Genomic DNA, 19798 nt, shown 5'->3' with positions numbered 1-19798 from the left:
GGCCCGCCGAAGAAGGGCGTTCAACGCCCGACGCCAAGGGCACGCCTTTGAAACGGGAGGTAGGAGTCCGCGCGGCGGGGGCGGGCGAGGAGGCCGGTGGACTCGGCGGCGAGGATGCGGTCGAAGCGGAAGGCGCGGACGCCGCGGCGCATGCGGCACCAGCCGACGAGGTACCAGTGGTCGCGGTGGACGAGGCAGGTCACGGGCTCGACCTCGCGGATCGTGACGTTGGCGCCGGCGTCGCCGTAGCAGAGCCGGACGACGCGGTGCTCGGTGATGGCGGCGGCGATCACGCGGGCGCGGTCGGAGGTGGAGGCGTCCAGGGGCGTGGTGAGGGTGGCGAGCGTGGTGGTGACCACGTCGTCGTGCGGAGTGGAGTCGAGGAGCGTGTGCAGGGCGCGGCGCGCGGTCGCGGCTTGCGGGCCGGTGCCGAGGTGCGCCAGCGAGAGCGCGAGCGCGGCGATCTCCGCCGCGGAGAGAGCGGTGGGTGCGGTCTGGGGGTGCGTCGCAACGTTCGCCATGGTTCGATCATACGTTCGAACACTGACATTTTGGAGCCCGGGAACGGCCGGATCGAGTCCCGTGACGCAGGGGCCGGGGGCGGGGTCGACGATGATCGGTACCCGCTTGAGAAGGCGACCTCGCATGGTGAACACTTAAGCTGCATCGCGAGCAAGTTGGGGGAATCGGGGCGAACATGGGCGGACCGGTGAACCGGCGTTGAGTGACGCGCGGATGGGCCGGCCCCCGATGAGCCGAGACGAGGCGGACCGGATGCTCGCGCGGCTCCGGGACGAGAAGGAGCGCATCAGCACGGCCCTTCTCGAACTGGAGGCCCACCAGGGCTACCAGTTATTGGAGGGCGCGGCACTGGACGGCGAGACGCGGCGCGTGCAGTCGGAGGTGCGTGCGGGCATGGCCTCGCTCTGGGGCCTGTTCGACCTCTACGGCCGCGCGCTCGGGGCCGCCGAAGACCTCCGCGCCCGCCATTCCAGGCCGGGGCAGGCGCAGCTCGCCGAACTCACGCGCCTGCTCGCCGGGCCGTCGATCGAGCTGCCCGTCACCGAGGTGCCGCTGGAGCGGCGGACGCTGCTGTCGGTCCCGTCCGGCGAGAAGCTGACGATGCGGGCCGCGGTCGCGCGCATGAACCCGCTGTACGAGGAGGTCGCGCAGGCCGTCGCCGCGCTCGACACCGTCTGGTCGGCGCTGCTGTCGCGGCTCGCAGAGGTGGAGGCCGAGCGCCGGGCGGCGCGGGAGCTGCTGGACTCCCTCGGCGGAACGGAGCCGGAACTCGACCGGCTCAGCGCCGACCTCGACGCCGTCGCCGCCGTCGTGCGCGGCGATCCGATGGCGCTGGCGCGGGACGGCCGCGCCGACACCGGGCGGCTGGACGCGATCCGCACCGGCCTGGCGGAGGTGCGCCGCGGCCTGGAGGAGGCCGGGCGGGTGCGCGACGGGTTCGCCGACCGGATCCGCGGCATCGCCGCCGTCCTCGACCTGCTGCGCGGGGCGGAGGCGGACGCGCGCGCCGCCCGGGACGAGGTGCTCGCCAAGGTCGCCTCACCGGTGCTGCCGAACCTGCCCGCCATGTCCGCCTCGCTCGGCGACCGACTCGCCGCCGTCGCCCGCCCGGGCCAGGGCGCCGCGACGCCCGGCATCGGCTGGAGCGACCTGGCGGCACGGGTCGCCGACCTGGAGCAGGCGGCGAACGGCGCGCTGGAGCGGGCCCGCGAGACGGCCCGCGTCATCCGCGGGCTCCTCGACCGGCGCGAGGAACTGCGCGGCCGGCTGGAGGCGTACCGGGTGAAGGCCGCCAGGCTCGGCCACGCCGAGGACGCCGAACTGGCCCGCATCTACGACCAGGCCCGCGAGCTGCTGTGGACCTCCCCGTGCGACCTCCGGGAGGCCACCGTGACGCTGTCGGGATATCAGCAGGCGATCAACGCGCGGGCGAAGGGAACGAGACGATGAGCCAGTGCGCCGAGCCGGGCTGCGGCGGAACCGTCGACGGAGGCTACTGCGTCCGATGCGGCGTGGCCGCCTCCTCCAGTCCCCCGCCGGCCAATCTCCCGCCGGCGGCGCCCCCGCCGAACCGGTGCGCGCAGCCCGGCTGCACCGGGACGATCTCGGACGGCTACTGCGACGTCTGCGGCACTCCCCCGGCCGCGGCCGCCCCGAGCGTGCCCGCCCCGCGCCCGCCCGTCGCCGTGCCCGACGACACGTGCCGCCAGCCCGGCTGCACCGGGACGATCATGGACGGCTACTGCGACGTCTGCGGCTCGCCGCCCGCCCACACGACCCTGACCTCACGGGCGGGCACGGGCGGAAGCACGGGCAGCACCGCCACCGGCAGCACGCGGACGGGCAGCACCCGCACCGGGTCGTCGCGGTCGTCCGGCCGCCGCGGGATGCTCGGCGCCGGGCTCGTGGAGGTCCCGCGCGTCCCGTACCGGGATCCGGCCTCGGCGGTGATGAGCGACCCGCAGGTCGCGGAGGGCAAGCGGTTCTGCAGCAGCTGCGGCGATCCGGTCGGCCGGGGACGCGGCGACCGGCCCGGCCGGACCGAGGGCTTCTGCCCCAAGTGCGGCACCCGGTTCTCCTTCACCCCGAAGCTCAGCCCAGGCGACCTCGTCAGCGGCCAGTACGAGGTGCTGGGCTGCCTCGCCCACGGCGGGCTCGGCTGGATCTACCTGGCCAGGGACAAGAACGTCAACGACCGGTGGGTGGTGCTCAAGGGCCTGCTGGACAGCGGCGACACCGACGCGATGGAGGCCGCGGCGGCCGAGCGCGCCTACCTCTCCGAGGTCGAGCACCCCAACATCGTGAAGATCTACAACTTCGTCCAGCACGACGGCGACGGCTACATCGTCATGGAGTACGTGGGCGGGCAGTCGCTCAAGGACGTCCTCCTGGAGCAGCCGCAGCCCCGCGGCGAGAAGCACCTCCCGCTCGCGCAGGCCATCGCGTACGGGCTGGAGGTGCTGCGGGCGTTCGAGTACCTGCACGCGCAGGGGCTCGTGTACTGCGACTTCAAGCCGGACAACGTGATCCAGTCCGAGGAGCAGCTCCGGCTGATCGACCTCGGCGGAGTGCGGCGGCTGGACGACCCGTACGGCGCCATCTACGGCACGGTCGGCTACCAGGCGCCCGAGATCGCCGACGACGGCCCGTCCATCACCTCCGACCTCTATACGGTCGGCCGTGCCCTGGCGGTGCTGAGCTTCCCGTTCAAGGGCTACACCAGGACGTTCGCCACCTCGCTGCCGCCCCGCGCGGAGATCCCGCTGCTGCAGGCGTACGAGTCGTTCGACCGTTTCCTGCGCCGGGCGACGCACGACGTGCCGGCCGAGCGCTTCCAGGACGCGGGGGAGATGGCCGAGCAGCTCACCGGCGTGCTGCGGGAGGTGCTGGCCGCGCAGGACGGCACGCCGCGCCCCGCGCCGTCCGGCCTGTTCGGGGCGGAGCGCTTCGCGACGCGGATGGCGGGCGGCGAGGCGGACGAGTCGGCGCTGCCGCCCGTTCCGCCGGACGTGGCCGCGGCGGCGCTGCCGGTGCCGCTGGTGGACCGCGCCGACCCCGCCGCCGCGTTCGTCTCGGGGCTGTCCGCGCTGGAGGCGGAGCAGGTCGCCGAGGCCGTGGCGAACGCGCCGGAGCGCACACCGGAGGTCAGGCTGCTGCACACGCGCGTCCTGATCGAGCTCGGTGATGCCGACAAGGCGCACGGGCTGCTGGACGAGTTGGCCGCCGAACTCCCCGGGGACTGGCGCGTCGACTGGTACCGCGCGGTCGCGCTGCTCGCCAAGGGCAGGCTCGGCGAGGCCGAGCCGCGCTTCGAGCGGCTGTACGGGCTGCTGCCCGGCGAGGCGGCGCCCAAGCTGGCCCTCGCCTACTGCCGCGAGTGGAACGCGCCGCTCGACGCGGTGCGCCTCTACCAGATGGTGTGGCGCACCGACCAGAGCTACATCAACGCGGCGTTCGGCCTCGCCCGGGTGCATCTGGCCGCGGGCGACCGGGCCGCGGCCGTCGCCGCGCTCGACTCGGTGCCGAAGATCTCCATCCGGTACGTGCCCGCCCAGGTGGCGGCGGTCGCGACCGCGGTGCGCGGCCGTCCCGCCGCGGAGCTGACGGCGGCCGAGCTGGTCGCCGCGGGCGACCGCCTCACCGCGCTGGACCTGGACGCCGAACGCCGCGACCGGCTCGCGGCGGAGATCCTCGAAGCCGCGCTCGACTGGCTCCTGGACGGCCCCGGCGGAGCGGGCGGGCTCCAGGGCGGCTCCCTGCTCGGTTCGCCGCTCACCGAGATCCCGCTGCGCCGGCTCCTGGAAGGGACGTACCGGGAGCTGGCACGGCGCACCCGCGACCGCGACGAGTTCCGCCGGCTCGTCGATTCCGCCAACGCCGTACGCCCGAGGACGCTCCTGTGACCGATGACCACAACGGCGGCGGCCCGGACGGCACGGGCCTTCCGGGGGACCCGGACGCGGTCAAGGCCGCCGAGCTGTCCTGCCCCTCCTGCGGGGAGATGGTGTATCCGGGCGAGATCTTCTGCGAGGAGTGCGGGCACCGGATCGGCGACGCCCCGCCCGCCGAACCGGCCGGCTCCGCCGGGGAGGGAGCGCCGGCGGCGTCCGCGCGGCCGTGCCCGGAGTGCGGAGGGACGGCGATCGGCGCCGACGGCTACTGCGAGACCTGCGGCCTGCGCCAGCCCGCCGAACGCGACCACGTGGAGATCGAGCTCCCGGCGGCGGGCGCCGGGAACGGGTCCCGGCCGGTGGTCGCGGCGGGCGCGAGCGATCGCGGCCGGCGCTACAGCCGCAACGAGGACGCCCTGGCCATCGCCGCCCACTCCGCCGGCATAGCGGCCGTGGTCTGCGACGGCGTCGGATCCTCGCAGCGTCCCGAGGACGCGTCCCGCACGGCCGCCGACACCGGCGCCGCCGCGCTGGTGGCGCTCCTCGACTCCGGCGAGGACCCGGAGGACGCCACGCGCAGCGCGGCGCTCCGCGCGGCCGCGGCGGTCGCCGGGCTGGCCACGTCGCCGTTCGACGCGCCGTCGTGCACGTACGTGTCCGCGGTGACGCGCGGCGCGACGGTCACCGTCGGCTGGATCGGCGACAGCCGCGCCTACTGGCTGGCCGCGGACGGCGCCGTCGACCCCGCCGAGGACGGGACGCCGGTGCCGGGCCCCACGGAGCCGGCCCCGGACGAGGCGGTCTCCGCGGAGGCGGCCCCGGACGAGGCGGAGGTGAGCACCGGCGACATGGCGGAGCTCGGGCCGTCCCGCCGGCTCACCGAGGACGACTCGTGGGCCGCGTTCATGGTCGCGCAGGGCTCGCTGACCGAGGCGGAGGCCGAGGCGCACCCGAACGCGCACGTCATCACGGCGTGGCTCGGCGCGGACGCCGGGCAGGTCAGCCCGCACGTGGCGACGTTCCGCCCGGCGGGCCCCGGCACGCTGCTGGTCTGCAGCGACGGCCTGTGGAACTACTTCCCCGCGGCCCGCGACCTGGCGGCCCTGCTGGCCGCCGGCCCGGGCGCCGTGAACGCCACGGACGCCACCGACACCGCCGCTGACACCGCCGGCGCCACCAACGGAACGGGCGTGCCGGCGCCGGAACCGGGTGACGATCCCGGGCACGACCCGGCGGCAGGCCCGCTGGACGTCGCGCGGACCCTGGTACGGCACGCCCTCGACGCGGGCGGCCGCGACAACATCACGGTCGCCGTGATCCCGCACCCCTCCCCAGGCGGCCCGCAGAGCCGCGTCAACGAGAGCACCCCGCAGAGCACGGAGCAGCCCTGATGAGCGAGCAGCCGCAGTTCACCGTCAAGATCGACCAGAACAAGTTCCTGCCCGAGGGCGGCCGCGAGGTGCACGCCATCGTGTCCGTCGAGGCGACCGCCGGGGAGGGCGCCGTCGCGGCGCCGTCCTCGGCGAAGGCGTCCGAGGTCATCATCATCGACACCTCGGGCTCGATGTCCTACCCCGACGCCAAGATGCGCGCGGCGGTCGCCGCGGCGCAGGTCGCGGTCGACGCCCTCCGCGACGGGGTCGAGTTCGCGATCATCTCCGGTTCCAACAGCGCCTCGATGGTGTTCCCGCAGCACGCCGGGCTCGTGGCGGCGTCCGACAGGACGAGGCATCAGGCCAAGCAGGCGCTCGGCCGGCTGAAGGCGTCCGGCGGCACCGCGATCGGATCGTGGCTGCGGCTGGCCGACGAGCTCTTCGACACCGCCGAGGGCGGCATCCGGCACGCGATCCTGCTGACCGACGGAAAGAACCAGCACGAGACGGCCGAGGAGCTCGACGCCGTCCTGTTCCGCTGCAGCGGCCGGTTCGTGTGCGACTGCCGCGGCATCGGCACCGACTGGGAGGTCGCCGAGCTGCGCAAGATCGCCTCGGCGCTGCTCGGCAGCGCCGACGCCGTCGTCGACCCCGCCGATCTCGTCGCCGACTTCCAGGCGATGACGGAGGCGGCGATGGGCAAGTCCGTCGCCGACGTGGCGCTGCGGGTGTGGACGCCGCAGACCGCGTCGCTGCGGTTCGTCAAGCAGGTCATGCCGTCGGTGGAGGACCTGACCGGCAAGCGCGTCGAGTCGGCGCCGCAGGCCGGCGACTACCCGCTCGGCGCGTGGGGGACCGAGAGCCGCGACTACCACATCTGCGTGGAGGTCCCACCCGGCGAGGTCGGCAAGGAGCTGCGCGCCGCGTGGGTCAAGCTCGTCATGCCGGGCGCGCCCGGCGAGGAGGCGCAGGTCCTCTCGACCGGCAACGTCCTGGCCCAGTGGACGGACGACGAGGCCCAGTCCACGAAGATCAACGCGCGCGTGGCGCACTACACCGGGCAGGCCGAGCTCGCCGAGGAGATCCAGGGCGGGCTCCAGGCCCGCAAGGACGGCGACCTCGACACCGCGACCGCGCGGCTCGGCCGGGCCGTGGTCCTGGCCAACGAGGCGGGCAACGACGCGATCACCTCCATGCTGCGCAAGGTCGTGGACGTCATCGATCCCGCGACCGGCACCGTCCGGCTGAAGCGCAACGTCGACAAGGGCGACGAGATGGAACTCGACGTCCGCTCCAGCAAGACCGTGCGAACACGCAAGGACGAGACGCTGACCACCCCCCGGCCGGGCGAGCGCTGAGCATGGCGATCTGCCCCAACGGACACACCTCACAGGCGGCGGACTACTGCGACCTCTGCGGCGAGCGCATCGCCGGCGCGTCCTCCCCGTCGTCGCCCTCCGCGCCGCCCGTCCCGGGGGCCGTCTGGACGGCGGTCGTCACGGCCGACCGCGACTACTACGACTCGGTCATCGCCGAAGAGGGGCCCGACTCCGCGTCTCTCGCCTTCCCCCCGTACGCGCCGGAGAGGCGGATCCCGCTCGTGGGGCAGCAGGTCCGCATCGGAAGGCGCGGCTCGGCGCAGCCGTCACCGCCCGAGATCGACCTCCGCGAGCCGCCCGAGGATCCCGGCGTCTCCCACGTCCACGCGGTCCTGCTGGCCAAGCCGGACGGCACCTGGACGCTGGTCGACCCCGGATCCACCAACCGGACCTGCCTCAACGGGTCGATCGATCCCATCCCCTTCAACGTCGAGATACCGCTCTCCCACGGCGACCGGATCCACGTGGGCGCCTGGACCACCATCACGCTCATCCGAGGCGAGGCGACATGACGGCCGTTCAGCAGTCTCCCGCGACGGGGCAGCCCGCACCCTCCCCGCCGCCTCCGGCACCGCCCGCCCGGCGGCGCCCCGGGGGCCTGCGCAGGCGGGCCTCCGACGCGGCGCCGGCCGGTGTCGCGCGGCTGCTCCCCCGCACGGTCGCCTCCCGGGTCCGGACGCTGACGGTGCTGGCCATCGTCCTGCTGGTGGCGCTGCTGGCGGTCGCGTGGGCGGCGATCGCCAACGCGCGCGAGGGCGTGCGGGTCATCGGGCACGATGCGGGCCCGCAGGTCGTCGCGACCGGCGACCTGTACTTCCAGCTCACCGACATGGACGCCCAGCTCGCCAACGCGCTGCTGGTCGGCGACGCGGCCGGCGGCGGGCGCGACCAGGCGATGGAGCGCTACAACGAGAACCGCCTGAAGGCCGGCGAGGCGCTGCTCCAGGCGGCGAACCTCGCCGACGAGAGGACCGAGGAGGAGACGGCCCGCGACGTGCTGGACGCGCTCGGCCGCTACGAGCGCCTCGCCGGGCAGGCGCTGCTGCTCGACGGGCAGTCGAACCGCCCCTCCGGGCAGCCGTCGCAGGAGGTGATCGACCTCTACCGGCAGGCGACGGACCTGATGAAGCTGGACCTGCTGCCCAAGGCCTACAACCTCACGCTCGACAACGGCACGCTCGTCCGGCACACCTATGAGGAGAAGCGGTCGGCCGTCCTCGCGGGCCGGACGTGGATCATCATCACCGGCCTGGCGCTGCTGGCCACCCTGGCCGGTTTCCAGCTGTACCTGGCCAGGCGCTACCGCAGGCTGCTGAACGTGCCGCTGGCGCTGGCCGCGCTCGGCACGCTCGTCCTGGTCGCGACGAGCGCCGCCATGCTGTCCGGCCAGGCCGACAGCCTCCGCCAGGCCAAGGAGGAGGGGTTCGATTCGATCCTCTCCCTCTCGCGGGCACGCGCCATCAGCAACAGCGCGAGCGCCGACGAGACCCGCTTCCTCCTCGATCCCGGCCGGGCCGACGCCTACGAGCAGGTGTACCTGAGCAAGTCCCAGACCGTCCTGTACCTGCCCGCGGGGAACCTGACCCAGTACAACCAGGCCGTCCAGGGCGACCTGTCGTTCGAGCCCGGACGTGCGAAGTTCCTCGGCTTCTTCGGTACCGAGGCCAACCGGCCCATGGAATCGGCAGAGCAGCGGTCGGAGATGGCGGGCGGCCTGAGCAAGGTCCTGAGCGCCTACCAGAAGGTGCAGGCGAACGACCGCCGGATGAGGGACCTCGTCCACGGCGGGCAGCGCGCCCAGGCCGTGGACGCCCGCGGCAGGGCCGCCGCGGACTTCACCGCCTACGACCGGTCCCTGCAGGAGCTCATCGGCCTCCACCAGAAGAAGTTCGACGAGGCCGTGGAGGACGGGGACGACGGGACGAGCGGGTGGTACACGATCCTCCCGGTCGCGGGCGTCGCCATCGCCCTGCTCGTGCTCGCCGGCGTGCGTCCCCGGCTCGCGGAGTACCGGTGGTCGAAGTGACGCGGCGGCCGCCCCGGCGTCCTCGGAGCCGGGCCCGGCGGTCGGCCGCGGCCGTGGTCGCGGCGGCCTCGGCCGCCGCCGCCGGGGCCTGCGGCACCGCGGGCGCGGCCGAGGACTCGATCGTCGGCAAGGACGGCCTCGTCATCGGCGTGCACCGGGACCAGCCCGGCCTCGGGCAGCACATCGAGGGAGCCCCCTCCGGCGCCTACGACTCCTACGAGGGATTCGACGTCAGAATGGCCAAGGAGATCGCCAGGCACCTGCACGTCAACGCCTCGAAGGTGACGTTCAAGGCGGCGCCGTCCAAGAAGCGCGAGGAAATGCTCCAGAACGGCGAGGTCGACCTCGTCGTCGGCACCTACTCGATCACCCCCGAACGCAAGACCAAGGTGTCGTTCGCGGGGCCCTATTACGTCGCCCACCAGGACATCCTCGTTCCCGAGTCCAATCCCCGCTCGATCCGCGGACTGGACGATCTCGCGGGCATGCGGCTCTGCAGCGTCCCGGGCTCGCAGTCGTTCCACCGCGTCGGCACGGAGCAGGGCGTCCCCGCCGTGCCGGTCGAGGCCGGCGGGTACACCGAGTGCCTCCAGAAGCTGATCGCGGGACAGCTCGACGCGGTGACCACCGACGACCTGATCCTCGGCGGGCTCGCGTCCATGGCGGCCAAGACGGGCGACTACATGAGGCTCGCGAACGCGCCGTTCTCCGACGAGCGCTACGGCGTCGGCATCCGGCAGGGCGACGTGGACGGCTGCGAGGCGGTCAACGAGGCCATCACGAAGATGTACCAGGACGGCACGATGCGGCTCCAGCTGAACAGGTGGTTCGGCCCGACCGGACTGGAACTCACCACGACCGTCCCGCAATTCGAGGGCTGCATCTGACCGGCCGTCACCGACGGTGCCGAATTGCTCACCTGATGGCGTGGCCGAAGGGGCGTTATACCGGGCCGGTCACTGAGATCAGTCGGTTACGTAAGTTCCGGTCGGGCCGCGTGATCGTAAGTTATGGTCGCGATCAAAACCCGGTCCGGTAATCACCGTCACGCCCGAGGAGTGCAATGACGACGGTCATCCTGGTGGTGATGTGCGTCGTGGTGGGGGCGCTCGAACTGTACGCGGGCAAGCAGAGCCGGGATCAGTCGAACGCGTTCTCCCGCCGGATCGACGAGCTGAACGAGCAGGTCACCAAGCAGAACAACGTCCTGGTCACGGTGGGCGAGCAGCTCACCGCCGAACTCTCGCGCGTCAAGCAGGACGTGCTGCCCGCGCTCGACACCCGGCTCCGGCAGAACACGGGGCAGGTGGAGGAGCTGGCGGGCCTCGTCCACCAGGCCGACGACTTCCTTCGGACGCAGGCCGGCCGGCTGCGCGACCTGGAGCAGCAGCGGATCACGCTCGCCGCGCTGCGCCGCAAGCTCGGCGAGGTGGAGACGTCGGTACGCGCCGTCACGCGGACGGGCGCCGAAGCGGTCGAGGGCAAGGTCGACACGGCCCTCGACCGGCTCGCCGACCTCGAACGCGGCGGCGAGGAGATCCTGGCCCTGCAGCGCACCCTCACCCGGACCCTGGAGGACGTCGAGGACGTCGTCGCCGAGCTGCTCCAGTTCACCGAGGGCGAGCTGGACGACACCGTCACGGCCGCGCTCACCGGCCGTCCCCGCGCCCACGGCGACGCCGTCACCGCCACCGGGCGGCTGTGGACGCGCGACGACCAGCTCGACGACATCCTCGGCGAGATGTACGAGCGGTGCGTGCGGGCGAGCCGGCTGAACGTCCGCTTCCGGACGGCCGAGGGATCGGACGGCCCCGTGCCCGGCTCGCCCGAGCGCCGCCGGTACTTCCTCGGCGGGCAGGCGGCCGAGGACCTCGCGGGGGCGTTCAGCGCGCTGCTGATCTCGACCGGCGCCGACCTGCCGCGCAACGGGCTCCACGGCGGCCCGTACGAGGGCGCGCCGGGCGGGGAGGCCAGGCGCGGGCTCGGGCGCGTCGAGCCCGGCGTCCCGCCGGGCGTCGAACCGGCGCGCCCGCCCGAGGACGAGGCCGCCCTCAAGGCCATGCTGCGGACGCTGTCGGAATGCTCCGGCGCCGTCGCGCAGATCGGCCCGCTCATGGCCGTGCGGACGCGCGACGAGCTGCTGTGCGCCGTGCTGACCGCCGCCCAGTCACTGGAGCTGGAGAGCGACGAGGTGTTCTGGGACCCGGCCGCCGCGACCGTCCGGCTGCGGCGGCTGCCGTCGCATCAGCTGTGGGACCTCACGGGCTGGGCGGCCGCGTCGTAGGACCCGCGGCCTCGTCGGCCCGGGGAACGGCGGCGGCGCGGGGGGCTCCGTCGGCGCGGGGCGCTCCGTAAGCTCGCACGGTCCGCTCCGCCGGGCCGCCGAGGCGCACGTACAGCGGGCAGGTCAGGGCGCCCGTCTCCGGGTCGGCCTCGACGCAGAGCCCGACGCCGGCCGCGCGGTCGAGGAACACCGCGTTCTCCACCGCCCGCGCCCCGCGGACCGCGTACGGGACGGAGTCGGCGTCGCCGGTGTCGAAGAGCTCCTCGAACGTCAGCCTCCGCGCGAACCGCATCAGCACGCCCGCGTCCACGACGCGGCTGCCGATCGCCGCCGCCGGTCCCGCGACGACGATGCCGAAGCTCGGGTTCTCCCGGCCGCGGACGTAGATCTCCCGGTCGGGCTCCAGCCCCCTGCGCCGGTCGGGGATCTGGACGCCGAACCCGGCGTCCCCGTTGAGGTAGGCGGGCGGGCCGAACCCGTCCGCGGCCCCGCCCCGGACGCGCAGCGCGCCCGCCGGCATCTCCCAGCCCGGCAGGTAGACGCCGAGGCCCCGCATCAGCAGCCGCCAGATGGGGCGTCCGGTCACGTCCGGCTCGAACTCGCCGCGCGGCCCCCTCGCGCCGCCCTGGCCGTACGGCCCCTCCGCGGGCCCCCTCGCGCCGTCCATGCCGATCATCATCAGCCGCCGACCCCCCTCCGGCAAGGCCCCGGTCTCCTTACCGCTCGGACCGTGCGGCGGCGCCGCCGCGTCGGCTACCGTTGAACCAACCGGATCATGACGAGGACGCCACCGTGAACCTGCAGGACATGATGGTGCAACACGACCACTCGTCGCGCACCGTCGACAAGTACCTCATGTCCCACGAGGGACGCGTCATCGCCGTCCGCCGCCACCCCGCCGTCCTCATCCCGCCGGTCGCGCTCGTCGTCGGCGGGCTCGTCCTGTGCGGCGCCGCCGGCGCGGTCGTGGGCCTGATGTGGCTCTGGTGGCTCTGGCTGATCACGATCGGCTACCTGCTCTGGAAGGTCGTCGCCTGGTCGCTGGAGTTCTTCCTGGTCACCGAGCACCGGATGATGGTCGTGAAGGGCGTCCTCAACCGGAGCGTCCTGATGATGCCGCTGTCCAAGGTCACCGACATCACGCTGAACCGCTCCGTGGTCGGCCAGCTGCTCGGATACGGCGAGTTCGTCACGGAGTCCGCGGGCCAGAAGCAGGCGATCAACAACGTCAACTTCATGCCGTACCCGGAGCAGCTCTACCTGGAGGTCTCCTCGGTCATCTTCGGCACCATCGACGAATCCCCCGACTGACCGGGGTGTTCGGTGCGCGGCCGGAGTCCGCGCCGTCCGGCGTTGCGGTCGGCGCAGGCCGTCTCGCGGCGGGCCGGTCCGACGACACCGTCTACGAGCTGAAGCCGATGCCCAGGCGGTCCAGGGTGCGGAGCCAGAGGCCGCGGTGTCCGGCGTTGCGGTCGGCGCGGGCCATCTCTCTCCGGGTCAGGTTGATGACGCCGTAGCGGAGGGGCTCCGGCGGGAACGGGACGGGCTTGGTCCGCACCATCGCCGGCCGCGTGCGCTCGGTCTCCTCACCGGGCGCCAGGCCGACGAGCAGAAGGTCGAGCATGACGTCGGCACCGAAGCGGGTGGCCCCGACGCCGAGTCCGGTGTAGCCCGCCGCGTAGGCGAGCCTGCCGTCGTAAGCCGTCCCGTAGAACGGGCAGAAGCGGCTGCACGTGTCGACCGCGCCTCCCCACGCGTTGGAGAAGCGGACGTCTTCGAGTTGGGGGAACGTCGCGAAGAAGTGCCGGGCGAGGGTCGCGTACGTGGACGGGCGTCGCTCCAGGGCGGGACGCAGGCCGTTGCCGTAGTGGTAGACGGCGTCGTAGCCGCCCCACAGGATCCGGTCGTCCGCGGTGAGCCTGAAGTAGTGGAACTGGTTGGCGTTGTCACCGACGCCCTGGCGGTGCTGCCAGCCGACGGACCTTCGCTGCTCGGGGCAGAGCGGTTCGGTGACGAGGACGTAGTCGTACACGGGGACGACGAACCTGCGCGTACGCCTCAGCGGCGACGGGTACGGCCCGGTGCCGAGCGCGACCTTGCGGGCGGTGACCGTCCCATGGGCGGCCTTCAGCCGGAGTGCGGCGCCGTCGGAGCGCAGCCCCGTGACGCGGGTGTTCTCGAAGACGCGCACTCCGAGGGAGCGGCAGGCGTCCGCGAGACCCCAGGCGAGCTTGGCGGGGTGCAGCATCGCGGCGGCGTCGCGGTCCCACAGCCCGGCGAGGAACGCCGGAGAGGCGACCTCCGCGCGGACGGCGCGAGGGCCGAGGAGGATGGGCTCCCAGCCGTACTCGTACGCCTTCTCCGCCGCGTCCTCCAGCGCGGGGACCTGCCACTCCTCGGTCGCGACGCTCAGCTCGCCGGTCGGCTCCCAGTCGGCGTCGATGCCGTACCGGGCGAGGGTGTCGGCGATGGCGCGCAGGTTGTCCCAGCCGAGGCGTTCGAGCGTGTGCATGTCGTCCGGCCAGCGCGCGAGGCCGTTCTCCAGGCCGTGGGTCAGGCTGGCGGAACAGAACCCGCCGTTGCGCCCGGACGCGGCGTCGCCGATCCGTCCGGCCTCCAGCACGACCACGTCCAGGGAGGGGTCACGCTCCTTCGCGCGGAGGGCCGTCCAGAGGCCGCTGTACCCGCCGCCCACGACGGCGAGGTCGCCTGCCTGCGCACCCGCAAGGGGGTCGCCGGCGTCCGGGCGGGCCGGGTCCTGGAGCCAGAACGGCTCTGGCGCGGCCTCCGCGAGCGCCTTCCTCACGTCCACGTCGTCCTCCCGATCAGTCACGATGATGCCCCGCCCCCGCCGGGCCCGGCCGCGTGCGGGAGGCGCGCAGGGTGCGCCGGGACGAGACGACCGCGATCATGACCCCGGCCGCGAAGATGAGCGTCCCCATCACGTTCACCTGCGGCGGCGTGCCGGTCCTGGTCGAGCCGTAGACCCACAGCGGGAACGTCACCGTGGCGCCGCTCGTGAAGTTGGTGATGACGAAGTCGTCGACCGACAGCACGAACGCCAGCAGCGCCCCGGCCAGGACCCCCGGCCTGATCATGGGCAGGGTGACGAGCCGGAACCGCGTCCACGGCCCCGCCCCGAGGTCCTGCGCGGCCTCCTCGACGGCCGGGTCGATCCCGGCCGCGCGGGCGCGGACCGTCACCGCCACGAACGCGACGGAGAACATCACGTGCGCGACGAGGATCGTCAGGTGGCCGCGCGGCAGGCCGAACGTCACGAACATCGACAGCAGCGACGCGCCCATCACGATCTCCGGGCAGGAGATCGCCATGAACAGCAGGAGGCCGGCCGCGCCCTCGCCGCGGAAGCGGTACCTGCCGAGCGCGAGGCCCGCGGACGTCCCGAGGACGGTGGTGACGAGCGTACTGAGCGACGCGATCGCCAGGGAGTTGATGACGGCGGCGGTGAGGTCGCTCTTGTCGAACAGCTGCGCGTACCACTTGAGCGTGAAGCCCTGCCAGCGGAAGTTCTGCTTGCCCTGGACGTCGTTGAACCCGAAGAGGATCATGAGCGCGATCGGCAGGGTCAGCCACGCGATGAGCACCAGCGTGTAGAGGTGCAGGCCGGAGATCCGGCGGCGCCCCGCCGGGGCGGCGGGCCGTTCCGCCGGGGCCTTCCGGACGGTCGTCATCGTCGCGCCGCCTCCAGGACGTGCCGGGCGCCGAGGGTGCGGGCGTAGAGGAAGATTCCGGCCAGCAGGATCGCCATCAGCGTGAACGACAGCGCGGACGCCGTCGGGTAGGCGCCGCTGTTGAAGTACTCCGCCTGGATCACGTTGCCGATCATGGTGTTGTGCGGGCCGCCGAGGAGCTCGGCGTTGACGTAGTCGGACGACGCCGGAACGAACGTCATGACCACACCGGCGAAGACCCCGGGCAGCGACAGCGGCAGGACGACCCGCGCGAACGCCTGGACGCGGCTCGCGTACAGGTCACGGGCCGCCTCCACCGCGTGCGGGCCGATCCGTTCCAGCGCCACGTAGATCGGCAGCACCATGAACGGGAGGAAGTTGTAGGTCAGCCCCGACACGACCGCGAAACCGGTGTCGAGGACGCGGAAGCCGTCCGGGAGGATCCCGTTGTCGCGCAGCGGGCCGAGAACCGGTCCGTTGTCGGTCAGCACGAGCTTCCACGCCACCGTCCGCAGGATGAACGACACGAAGTACGGGAGAAGGATCAGGAACAGGTACGTCGTCTTGTGCCGTCCGCCGCGGAACGCGATCCAGTACGCGGCCGGATAGGAGATCGCGATGCACGCGGCGGTCGCCAGCAGCCCGTACCAGAGCGACCGGGCGAACGTGTCCCCGTAGGTGCTCAGGCCGTCGGTGTAGTTCTGCCAGTGCAGCGTCTGCCGGAACCCGTCGACGAGGTTGCCCGTCTGCAGCGACAGGGACACCATCAGCGCCGCCGGGACGAGGAAGAACGCCGCCAGCCACAGCCCGCCCGGCAGGACCATGAGGTACGGCGCGAGCCGCCCCCGCCTTCGCGCCATCACGCGCCCTTGGAGATCGGCTCGAAGATCTTCTGGTACTCCGCCTCCTCGGCCTGGTCGAGGCGCCGGTAGTGCCGCAGCCGGGCCAGGTCGGTCTCCGCCGGGAAGATCAGCGGGCTGGTGCTCAGCCTGGTCAGGTCCTCCTTCTCCTCGCCCGCCGCCTTCGCCGCCTTGGCCGCCAGGATCCGCCGCGTCGCGGGGACGGGCGGCATGTAGTTGATGAACTCGGTCAGCGGCGCGTTGTTGGCCGGGACGTAGAGCCAGTTCATGAGGGCCAGCGCGTCCACCGGGTTCTCGGCGGTCTTCGGGATGCACAGGTTGTCGGTCCAGATCGTGCCTCCCTCCTCGGGAACCACGAACTTCACGTCGGGGGACGTCAGGCTGTAGACGTCGCCCGACCACGCCATCGTCAGCCACACGTCGCCCTTGCTGACGGCGTCGACATAGTCCTGGGTGTAGTACTTGCGGACGATCCCGCCGTCACGCTGCCCACGGAGCTTGGCGGCGGCCCTCTCCCAGTCGGCCTTCACCGACTTCTCCGGGTCGATGCCGAGCGCGAGCATCCCGAAGCTCCCGAGCTCCTGGGAGTCGCCCATCATGCCGACCCGGCCCTCGTACCTCCGGTCGAACAGCTGGGCGATGGAGGTGATCTCGTCCTTGACGTACTTCGTGTTGTACGCGATGCCCGTGATGCCTGACTCGTACGGGATCGTGAAGGCGTTGCCGGGGTCATAGGACGGATTCTTGAAGCGGGCCCCCGCGTTCGCGGCGAAGTTCGGCAGCTTCGAGTGATCGAGCGGGGCCAGGTAGCCGAGCTGACGGCATTTCTCCAGCTGGATCCCGTTCGTCATGACCATCAGGTCGAAGCCGATGGGCTGCCCCGCGGCCAGCGGCGCCTGGATCTTGCCGAACCACGGGCCCATCTCCTGGATGACCTCCTTGTAGGTCACCTCGATGCCCGTCTCCTTCTCGAACGCCTTGACGGTCGCACGGTCGTCCTGCATGTAACCGGGCCAGTTCGCCCAGTTCAGGCTCCCGTTCCCGGCCTTGCCCGACCAGAACGCGCGGACGTCGTCGCGGTCGGCGTTCCCCTTGCCGCCCTGCCCCTCCACACCGCAGGCCGCCAGGAACACTCCCGCCCCGGCGGCGCCCGTCAGCCGCAGGACGTCACGACGGGAACGCGCCGAGCGCGGCTGCGTGAGTCCGCGCAGGAACGCAGGGTCGATGTAGTTCACTGTGGGGCTCCTATGGCGTACGAGTGGCGCGGATCCCACGACAGCCAGACGCCGTCCCCGCGCGCGGCGATGTCGTCGGCGGACGCGGCGTTCTGCATGAACACGACGACGTCGGCCCCGGTGCACGTCGTGACGTTGTAGTTCGTCGACGTCCCGAGGTAGACGACCTCGGTCACCGTCCCCCGGACGCGGCACGAACCGTCCTCCGGCCTGCCCGTCCCGATGCCGATCTTCTCGGGACGGACGGTCAGCTCCAGCCGCTGCCCCACCGCGGCCTCCAAGCCGTCCCGCACCGGCACCTCGATCCGCCCGTCCGGCCCACAGGAGATCACCGCGATGCCCGCGCCCGTCTCGGTGACCTCCCCGCCGAGCAGGTTGGACGTCCCGATGAACCCCGCCACGAACCGTGTCGCCGGGCGCTCGTAGATCTCCCTCGGGGTGCCCAGCTGCTCGACCAGCCCGTCGTTCATGACGGCGATGCGGTCCGACATCGCCAGCGCCTCGCCCTGGTCGTGCGTCACGTACACGAACGTGATGCCGACCTCCCGCTGGATACGCTTCAGCTCCACCTGCATGGCCTGGCGGAGCTTCAGGTCCAGCGCACCGAGCGGCTCGTCCAGCAGCAGAGCGCTCGGCCGGTTGACCAGCGCCCTGGCGAGCGCGACCCGCTGCTGCTGCCCGCCGGACAACTCACCAGGGCGGCGCCGCTCCCGTCCCGCCAGATCGACGATGCCGAGCATCTCCGCGACCCGCCGCTTGACGTCCGCTTTGGGGACACCGCGCCGCCGCAGGCCGAACGCGACGTTGTCGAAGACGCTCATGTGCGGGAACAGCGCGTACGACTGGAACACCATGTTCACGTCGCGCCGGTTGGGAGGCACACCGGTGACGTCCTTTCCGTGCAGGCGGATCTCACCGGCCGTCGGCTCCTCGAACCCGGCGATCGCGCGCAGAGTCGTCGTCTTGCCGCACCCTGACGGGCCCAGCAGCGAGAAGAACTCCCCCTGCGCGACCGTCAGCGCGATACCGCGCACCGCCGCCACGGTCTCCCCGTGAACATGGAACGCCTTCTCGACGCCCGCGAGCTCTATCGCAGGGACGCGCCCCTGCTCGTCACGCACCGGGGCGGGCTGGGTCTCGGTCATCCCGGGGTTTCCTTCGGTACTGCTCGGTCACGGCTTCGACAGGTCCTCTGGCCTACTGCACACGAACGGCACCGTCCAGCCCACCCCACCGATGCCGCCCTGCCCGTCGTCCATGCGAACACGACGCTCCCTCGGCATGGGCACCTCCGCAAAAACATCCCGATTCACCGATTCCAGCCGGACGAGACAGCAAAGCAGATCATCGAGCGACCCCGTCAAACGCCCGCTCCCGCTCGGCCAGAGAGGACCCACCGACGACATCACCCGCGCCCCGTCCGACCTCCTCGCCCCGGCCACAAGGACGACGAACGCTTCCTCCCGCTCCTCGCCCGTATCCGCACCGTCCCAGGCGCCGTCTCCACCCAATGCTCCATCCGCCTCGAACGGCACGAGCAGGGCTGCTCCCGTGCACCCGCCGACTCCTCCCTACGCACCCGCCGATTCTCGTTCTCAATGGGGATGTCCTGACAACACCTCCCGGCGTACTTTTAGATGCCGCAAGGAAGGAGACCGGCCATGCCTGAGTCGGTTCGCCACGACCTTCCCGCCAGCCAAGCCGACGACCACATCGCCTTCCGGATATCCGCGGAACAGATCCGCGTGATCCGCAAGGCCGCCGAGCTGATCGGCTGGACGGTCACCGACTACGTCCTGTCCACTGCCCTGGACCGGGCCGAACGCGACCTGTACGAGCACGCCGCCGCCCTGGAGGCCGCGGCCCCGTCAACCTCCGACACCGAATCGGCCGACCCCTACGTAGCCCTACTACTGGCCCTGACCTGACAAAGCCCCCAGGAGACGCCCCACCCCGGGACCACGGCACGCCGGCACGCGGGCGGTTCATACGCCGCTCAGGCGTACACCGCCGGACCCGCGCCCGCACGACCGGGACGCGGTCGCCGAGCCGGCCCCGGCGTGCCGTAGGTCGGCGGGGCCGGGTGCTCAGGGCGGGTCAGCCAGAGAGCCGGACAGGCGGGCGGCGTACTCGGCCGCTTCGACGTCCGAGTCGTACTTCTGGCGCGGCCAGAAGAACCCGCGGAGCCCGTCCTTGCGATTGCGCGGCACGACATGGACATGCAGGTGCGGGACGCTCTGGCTGACCCGGTTGTTCATGGCCACGAACGACCCGGCCGCACCGAGCACCGACTCCATCGCGGCCGCGAGCCGCTGCGCATGCCCGAAGAACGAGCCGAGCGACTCGACGGGCAGATCGGTCAGCGTCTCGACGTGCCTGCGCGGTATCAGCAGCGTGTGCCCCTTGAACAGCGGCCGCACGTCCAGAAACGCAACCACGTCCGGCAGATCCATCACCACATGCGCGTCCCGCTCCCCATGAGCGATCTCACAGAACACGCACCCCTTCAATCCACCCATCCCGCCATTCTCCAAGCT

General features: G+C 72.4%; 19 protein-coding genes. 10 read left to right on the top strand and 9 right to left on the bottom strand.

Annotation, left to right across the window (positions count from 1 at the left end; translation table 11 throughout):
• Positions 1–20: 20 nt before the first annotated feature.
• A complete protein-coding gene (locus E1281_RS05110; protein WP_131875959.1) occupies positions 21–521 on the bottom strand; it encodes a WYL domain-containing protein in 501 nt (166 codons plus the stop codon).
• A 229-nt stretch (positions 522–750) separates the two neighbouring features.
• Here E1281_RS05110 and E1281_RS05105 point away from each other — a divergent pair, with 229 nt between their 5' ends.
• The 8 genes from E1281_RS05105 to E1281_RS05070 all read left to right on the top strand — a co-directional run bounded on the left by E1281_RS05105 (position 751) and on the right by E1281_RS05070 (position 11474).
• Positions 751–1971: a hypothetical protein gene (locus E1281_RS05105; RefSeq protein ID WP_243716602.1), complete on the top strand. Its 1221-nt coding sequence runs from the start codon at positions 751–753 to the stop codon at positions 1969–1971.
• Positions 1968–4424 (top strand): serine/threonine-protein kinase, encoded by a 2457-nt coding sequence (locus E1281_RS05100; RefSeq protein ID WP_131875958.1) that lies wholly within the window; start codon positions 1968–1970, stop codon positions 4422–4424. Before E1281_RS05105 ends, E1281_RS05100 begins: the two co-directional genes overlap by 4 nt.
• A complete protein-coding gene (locus tag E1281_RS05095; protein ID WP_347813267.1) occupies positions 4421–5803 on the top strand; it encodes a protein phosphatase 2C domain-containing protein in 1383 nt (460 codons plus the stop codon). The genes E1281_RS05100 and E1281_RS05095 overlap by 4 nt, the downstream gene beginning before the upstream one ends.
• Entirely contained in the window at positions 5803–7143 is a 1341-nt protein-coding gene (locus E1281_RS05090) for a VWA domain-containing protein (protein ID WP_131875957.1), read from the top strand. The genes E1281_RS05095 and E1281_RS05090 overlap by 1 nt, the downstream gene beginning before the upstream one ends.
• A 2-nt stretch (positions 7144–7145) precedes the next feature.
• The gene (locus E1281_RS05085) at positions 7146–7676 is read left to right on the top strand and encodes an FHA domain-containing protein (protein ID WP_131875956.1); all 531 of its coding nucleotides are present in this window, start codon (positions 7146–7148) and stop codon (positions 7674–7676) included.
• Complete coding sequence (locus E1281_RS05080) at positions 7673–9190, top strand: hypothetical protein (protein ID WP_243716600.1); 1518 nt, start codon at positions 7673–7675, stop codon at positions 9188–9190. Before E1281_RS05085 ends, E1281_RS05080 begins: the two co-directional genes overlap by 4 nt.
• Complete coding sequence (locus E1281_RS05075) at positions 9178–10077, top strand: glutamate ABC transporter substrate-binding protein (protein ID WP_243716599.1); 900 nt, start codon at positions 9178–9180, stop codon at positions 10075–10077. Before E1281_RS05080 ends, E1281_RS05075 begins: the two co-directional genes overlap by 13 nt.
• A gap of 176 nt (positions 10078–10253) precedes the next feature.
• Complete coding sequence (locus E1281_RS05070) at positions 10254–11474, top strand: hypothetical protein (protein WP_131875955.1); 1221 nt, start codon at positions 10254–10256, stop codon at positions 11472–11474.
• Here E1281_RS05070 and E1281_RS05065 read toward each other — a convergent pair.
• Entirely contained in the window at positions 11449–12177 is a 729-nt protein-coding gene (locus E1281_RS05065) for a hypothetical protein (protein ID WP_243716597.1), read from the bottom strand. The two genes, E1281_RS05070 and E1281_RS05065, sit on opposite strands and share 26 nt — an antisense overlap.
• Before the next feature lie 89 nt (positions 12178–12266).
• Here E1281_RS05065 and E1281_RS05060 point away from each other — a divergent pair, with 89 nt between their 5' ends.
• Positions 12267–12785 carry a PH domain-containing protein gene (locus E1281_RS05060; RefSeq protein ID WP_347813266.1) on the top strand — a complete coding sequence of 173 codons (519 nt, stop codon included), beginning with the start codon at positions 12267–12269 and terminating at the stop codon, positions 12783–12785.
• Between the two features lie 91 nt (positions 12786–12876).
• On the opposite strand, the gene E1281_RS05055 is transcribed toward E1281_RS05060, so the two are convergent.
• The 6 genes from E1281_RS05055 to E1281_RS05030 are packed head-to-tail and all read right to left on the bottom strand — an operon-like array spanning position 12877 to position 18796.
• Positions 12877–14307 (bottom strand): FAD-dependent oxidoreductase, encoded by a 1431-nt coding sequence (locus E1281_RS05055; protein WP_243716595.1) that lies wholly within the window; start codon positions 14305–14307, stop codon positions 12877–12879.
• Positions 14300–15166: an ABC transporter permease gene (locus tag E1281_RS05050; RefSeq protein WP_131875954.1), complete on the bottom strand. Its 867-nt coding sequence runs from the start codon at positions 15164–15166 to the stop codon at positions 14300–14302. Before E1281_RS05050 ends, E1281_RS05055 begins: the two co-directional genes overlap by 8 nt.
• The gene (locus tag E1281_RS05045) at positions 15163–16026 is read right to left on the bottom strand and encodes an ABC transporter permease (protein WP_131875953.1); all 864 of its coding nucleotides are present in this window, start codon (positions 16024–16026) and stop codon (positions 15163–15165) included. The genes E1281_RS05050 and E1281_RS05045 overlap by 4 nt, the downstream gene beginning before the upstream one ends.
• On the bottom strand, positions 16026–17261 hold the full coding sequence (locus E1281_RS05040; protein WP_243716594.1) for an extracellular solute-binding protein: 1236 nt from the start codon (positions 17259–17261) through the stop codon (positions 16026–16028). Before E1281_RS05040 ends, E1281_RS05045 begins: the two co-directional genes overlap by 1 nt.
• Entirely contained in the window at positions 17258–18406 is a 1149-nt protein-coding gene (locus E1281_RS05035) for an ABC transporter ATP-binding protein (RefSeq protein WP_131875952.1), read from the bottom strand. The genes E1281_RS05040 and E1281_RS05035 overlap by 4 nt, the downstream gene beginning before the upstream one ends.
• A 27-nt stretch (positions 18407–18433) precedes the next feature.
• Entirely contained in the window at positions 18434–18796 is a 363-nt protein-coding gene (locus tag E1281_RS05030) for a hypothetical protein (protein WP_131875951.1), read from the bottom strand.
• Positions 18797–18922: 126 nt separating this feature from the next.
• Here E1281_RS05030 and E1281_RS05025 point away from each other — a divergent pair, with 126 nt between their 5' ends.
• Positions 18923–19189, top strand: a complete 267-nt coding sequence (locus tag E1281_RS05025; protein ID WP_131875950.1) for a DUF1778 domain-containing protein — start codon at positions 18923–18925, stop codon at positions 19187–19189.
• A gap of 159 nt (positions 19190–19348) precedes the next feature.
• Here E1281_RS05025 and E1281_RS05020 read toward each other — a convergent pair whose 3' ends face one another.
• Complete coding sequence (locus tag E1281_RS05020; protein ID WP_207943112.1) at positions 19349–19780, bottom strand: HIT family protein; 432 nt, start codon at positions 19778–19780, stop codon at positions 19349–19351.
• Between the last annotated feature and the right edge of the window lie 18 nt (positions 19781–19798).

The sequence above is a fragment of the Actinomadura sp. KC345 genome (assembly GCF_004348515.1).
Lineage (GTDB): Bacteria > Actinomycetota > Actinomycetes > Streptosporangiales > Streptosporangiaceae > Spirillospora.
Note: the sequence above shows the minus strand (reverse complement) of the source record. Positions and strands in the feature narration are given on the sequence as shown.

Coding starts and splice junctions, on each gene's coding strand:
- E1281_RS05110 (WP_131875959.1), bottom strand. CDS start 521: ATGGCGAACGTTGCGACGCACCCCCAGACCGCACCCACCGCTCTCTCC.
- E1281_RS05105 (WP_243716602.1), top strand. CDS start 751: ATGAGCCGAGACGAGGCGGACCGGATGCTCGCGCGGCTCCGGGACGAG.
- E1281_RS05100 (WP_131875958.1), top strand. CDS start 1,968: ATGAGCCAGTGCGCCGAGCCGGGCTGCGGCGGAACCGTCGACGGAGGC.
- E1281_RS05090 (WP_131875957.1), top strand. CDS start 5,803: ATGAGCGAGCAGCCGCAGTTCACCGTCAAGATCGACCAGAACAAGTTC.
- E1281_RS05085 (WP_131875956.1), top strand. CDS start 7,146: ATGGCGATCTGCCCCAACGGACACACCTCACAGGCGGCGGACTACTGC.
- E1281_RS05080 (WP_243716600.1), top strand. CDS start 7,673: ATGACGGCCGTTCAGCAGTCTCCCGCGACGGGGCAGCCCGCACCCTCC.
- E1281_RS05070 (WP_131875955.1), top strand. CDS start 10,254: ATGACGACGGTCATCCTGGTGGTGATGTGCGTCGTGGTGGGGGCGCTC.
- E1281_RS05050 (WP_131875954.1), bottom strand. CDS start 15,166: ATGACGACCGTCCGGAAGGCCCCGGCGGAACGGCCCGCCGCCCCGGCG.
- E1281_RS05045 (WP_131875953.1), bottom strand. CDS start 16,026: ATGGCGCGAAGGCGGGGGCGGCTCGCGCCGTACCTCATGGTCCTGCCG.
- E1281_RS05035 (WP_131875952.1), bottom strand. CDS start 18,406: ATGACCGAGACCCAGCCCGCCCCGGTGCGTGACGAGCAGGGGCGCGTC.
- E1281_RS05025 (WP_131875950.1), top strand. CDS start 18,923: ATGCCTGAGTCGGTTCGCCACGACCTTCCCGCCAGCCAAGCCGACGAC.
- E1281_RS05020 (WP_207943112.1), bottom strand. CDS start 19,780: ATGGGTGGATTGAAGGGGTGCGTGTTCTGTGAGATCGCTCATGGGGAG.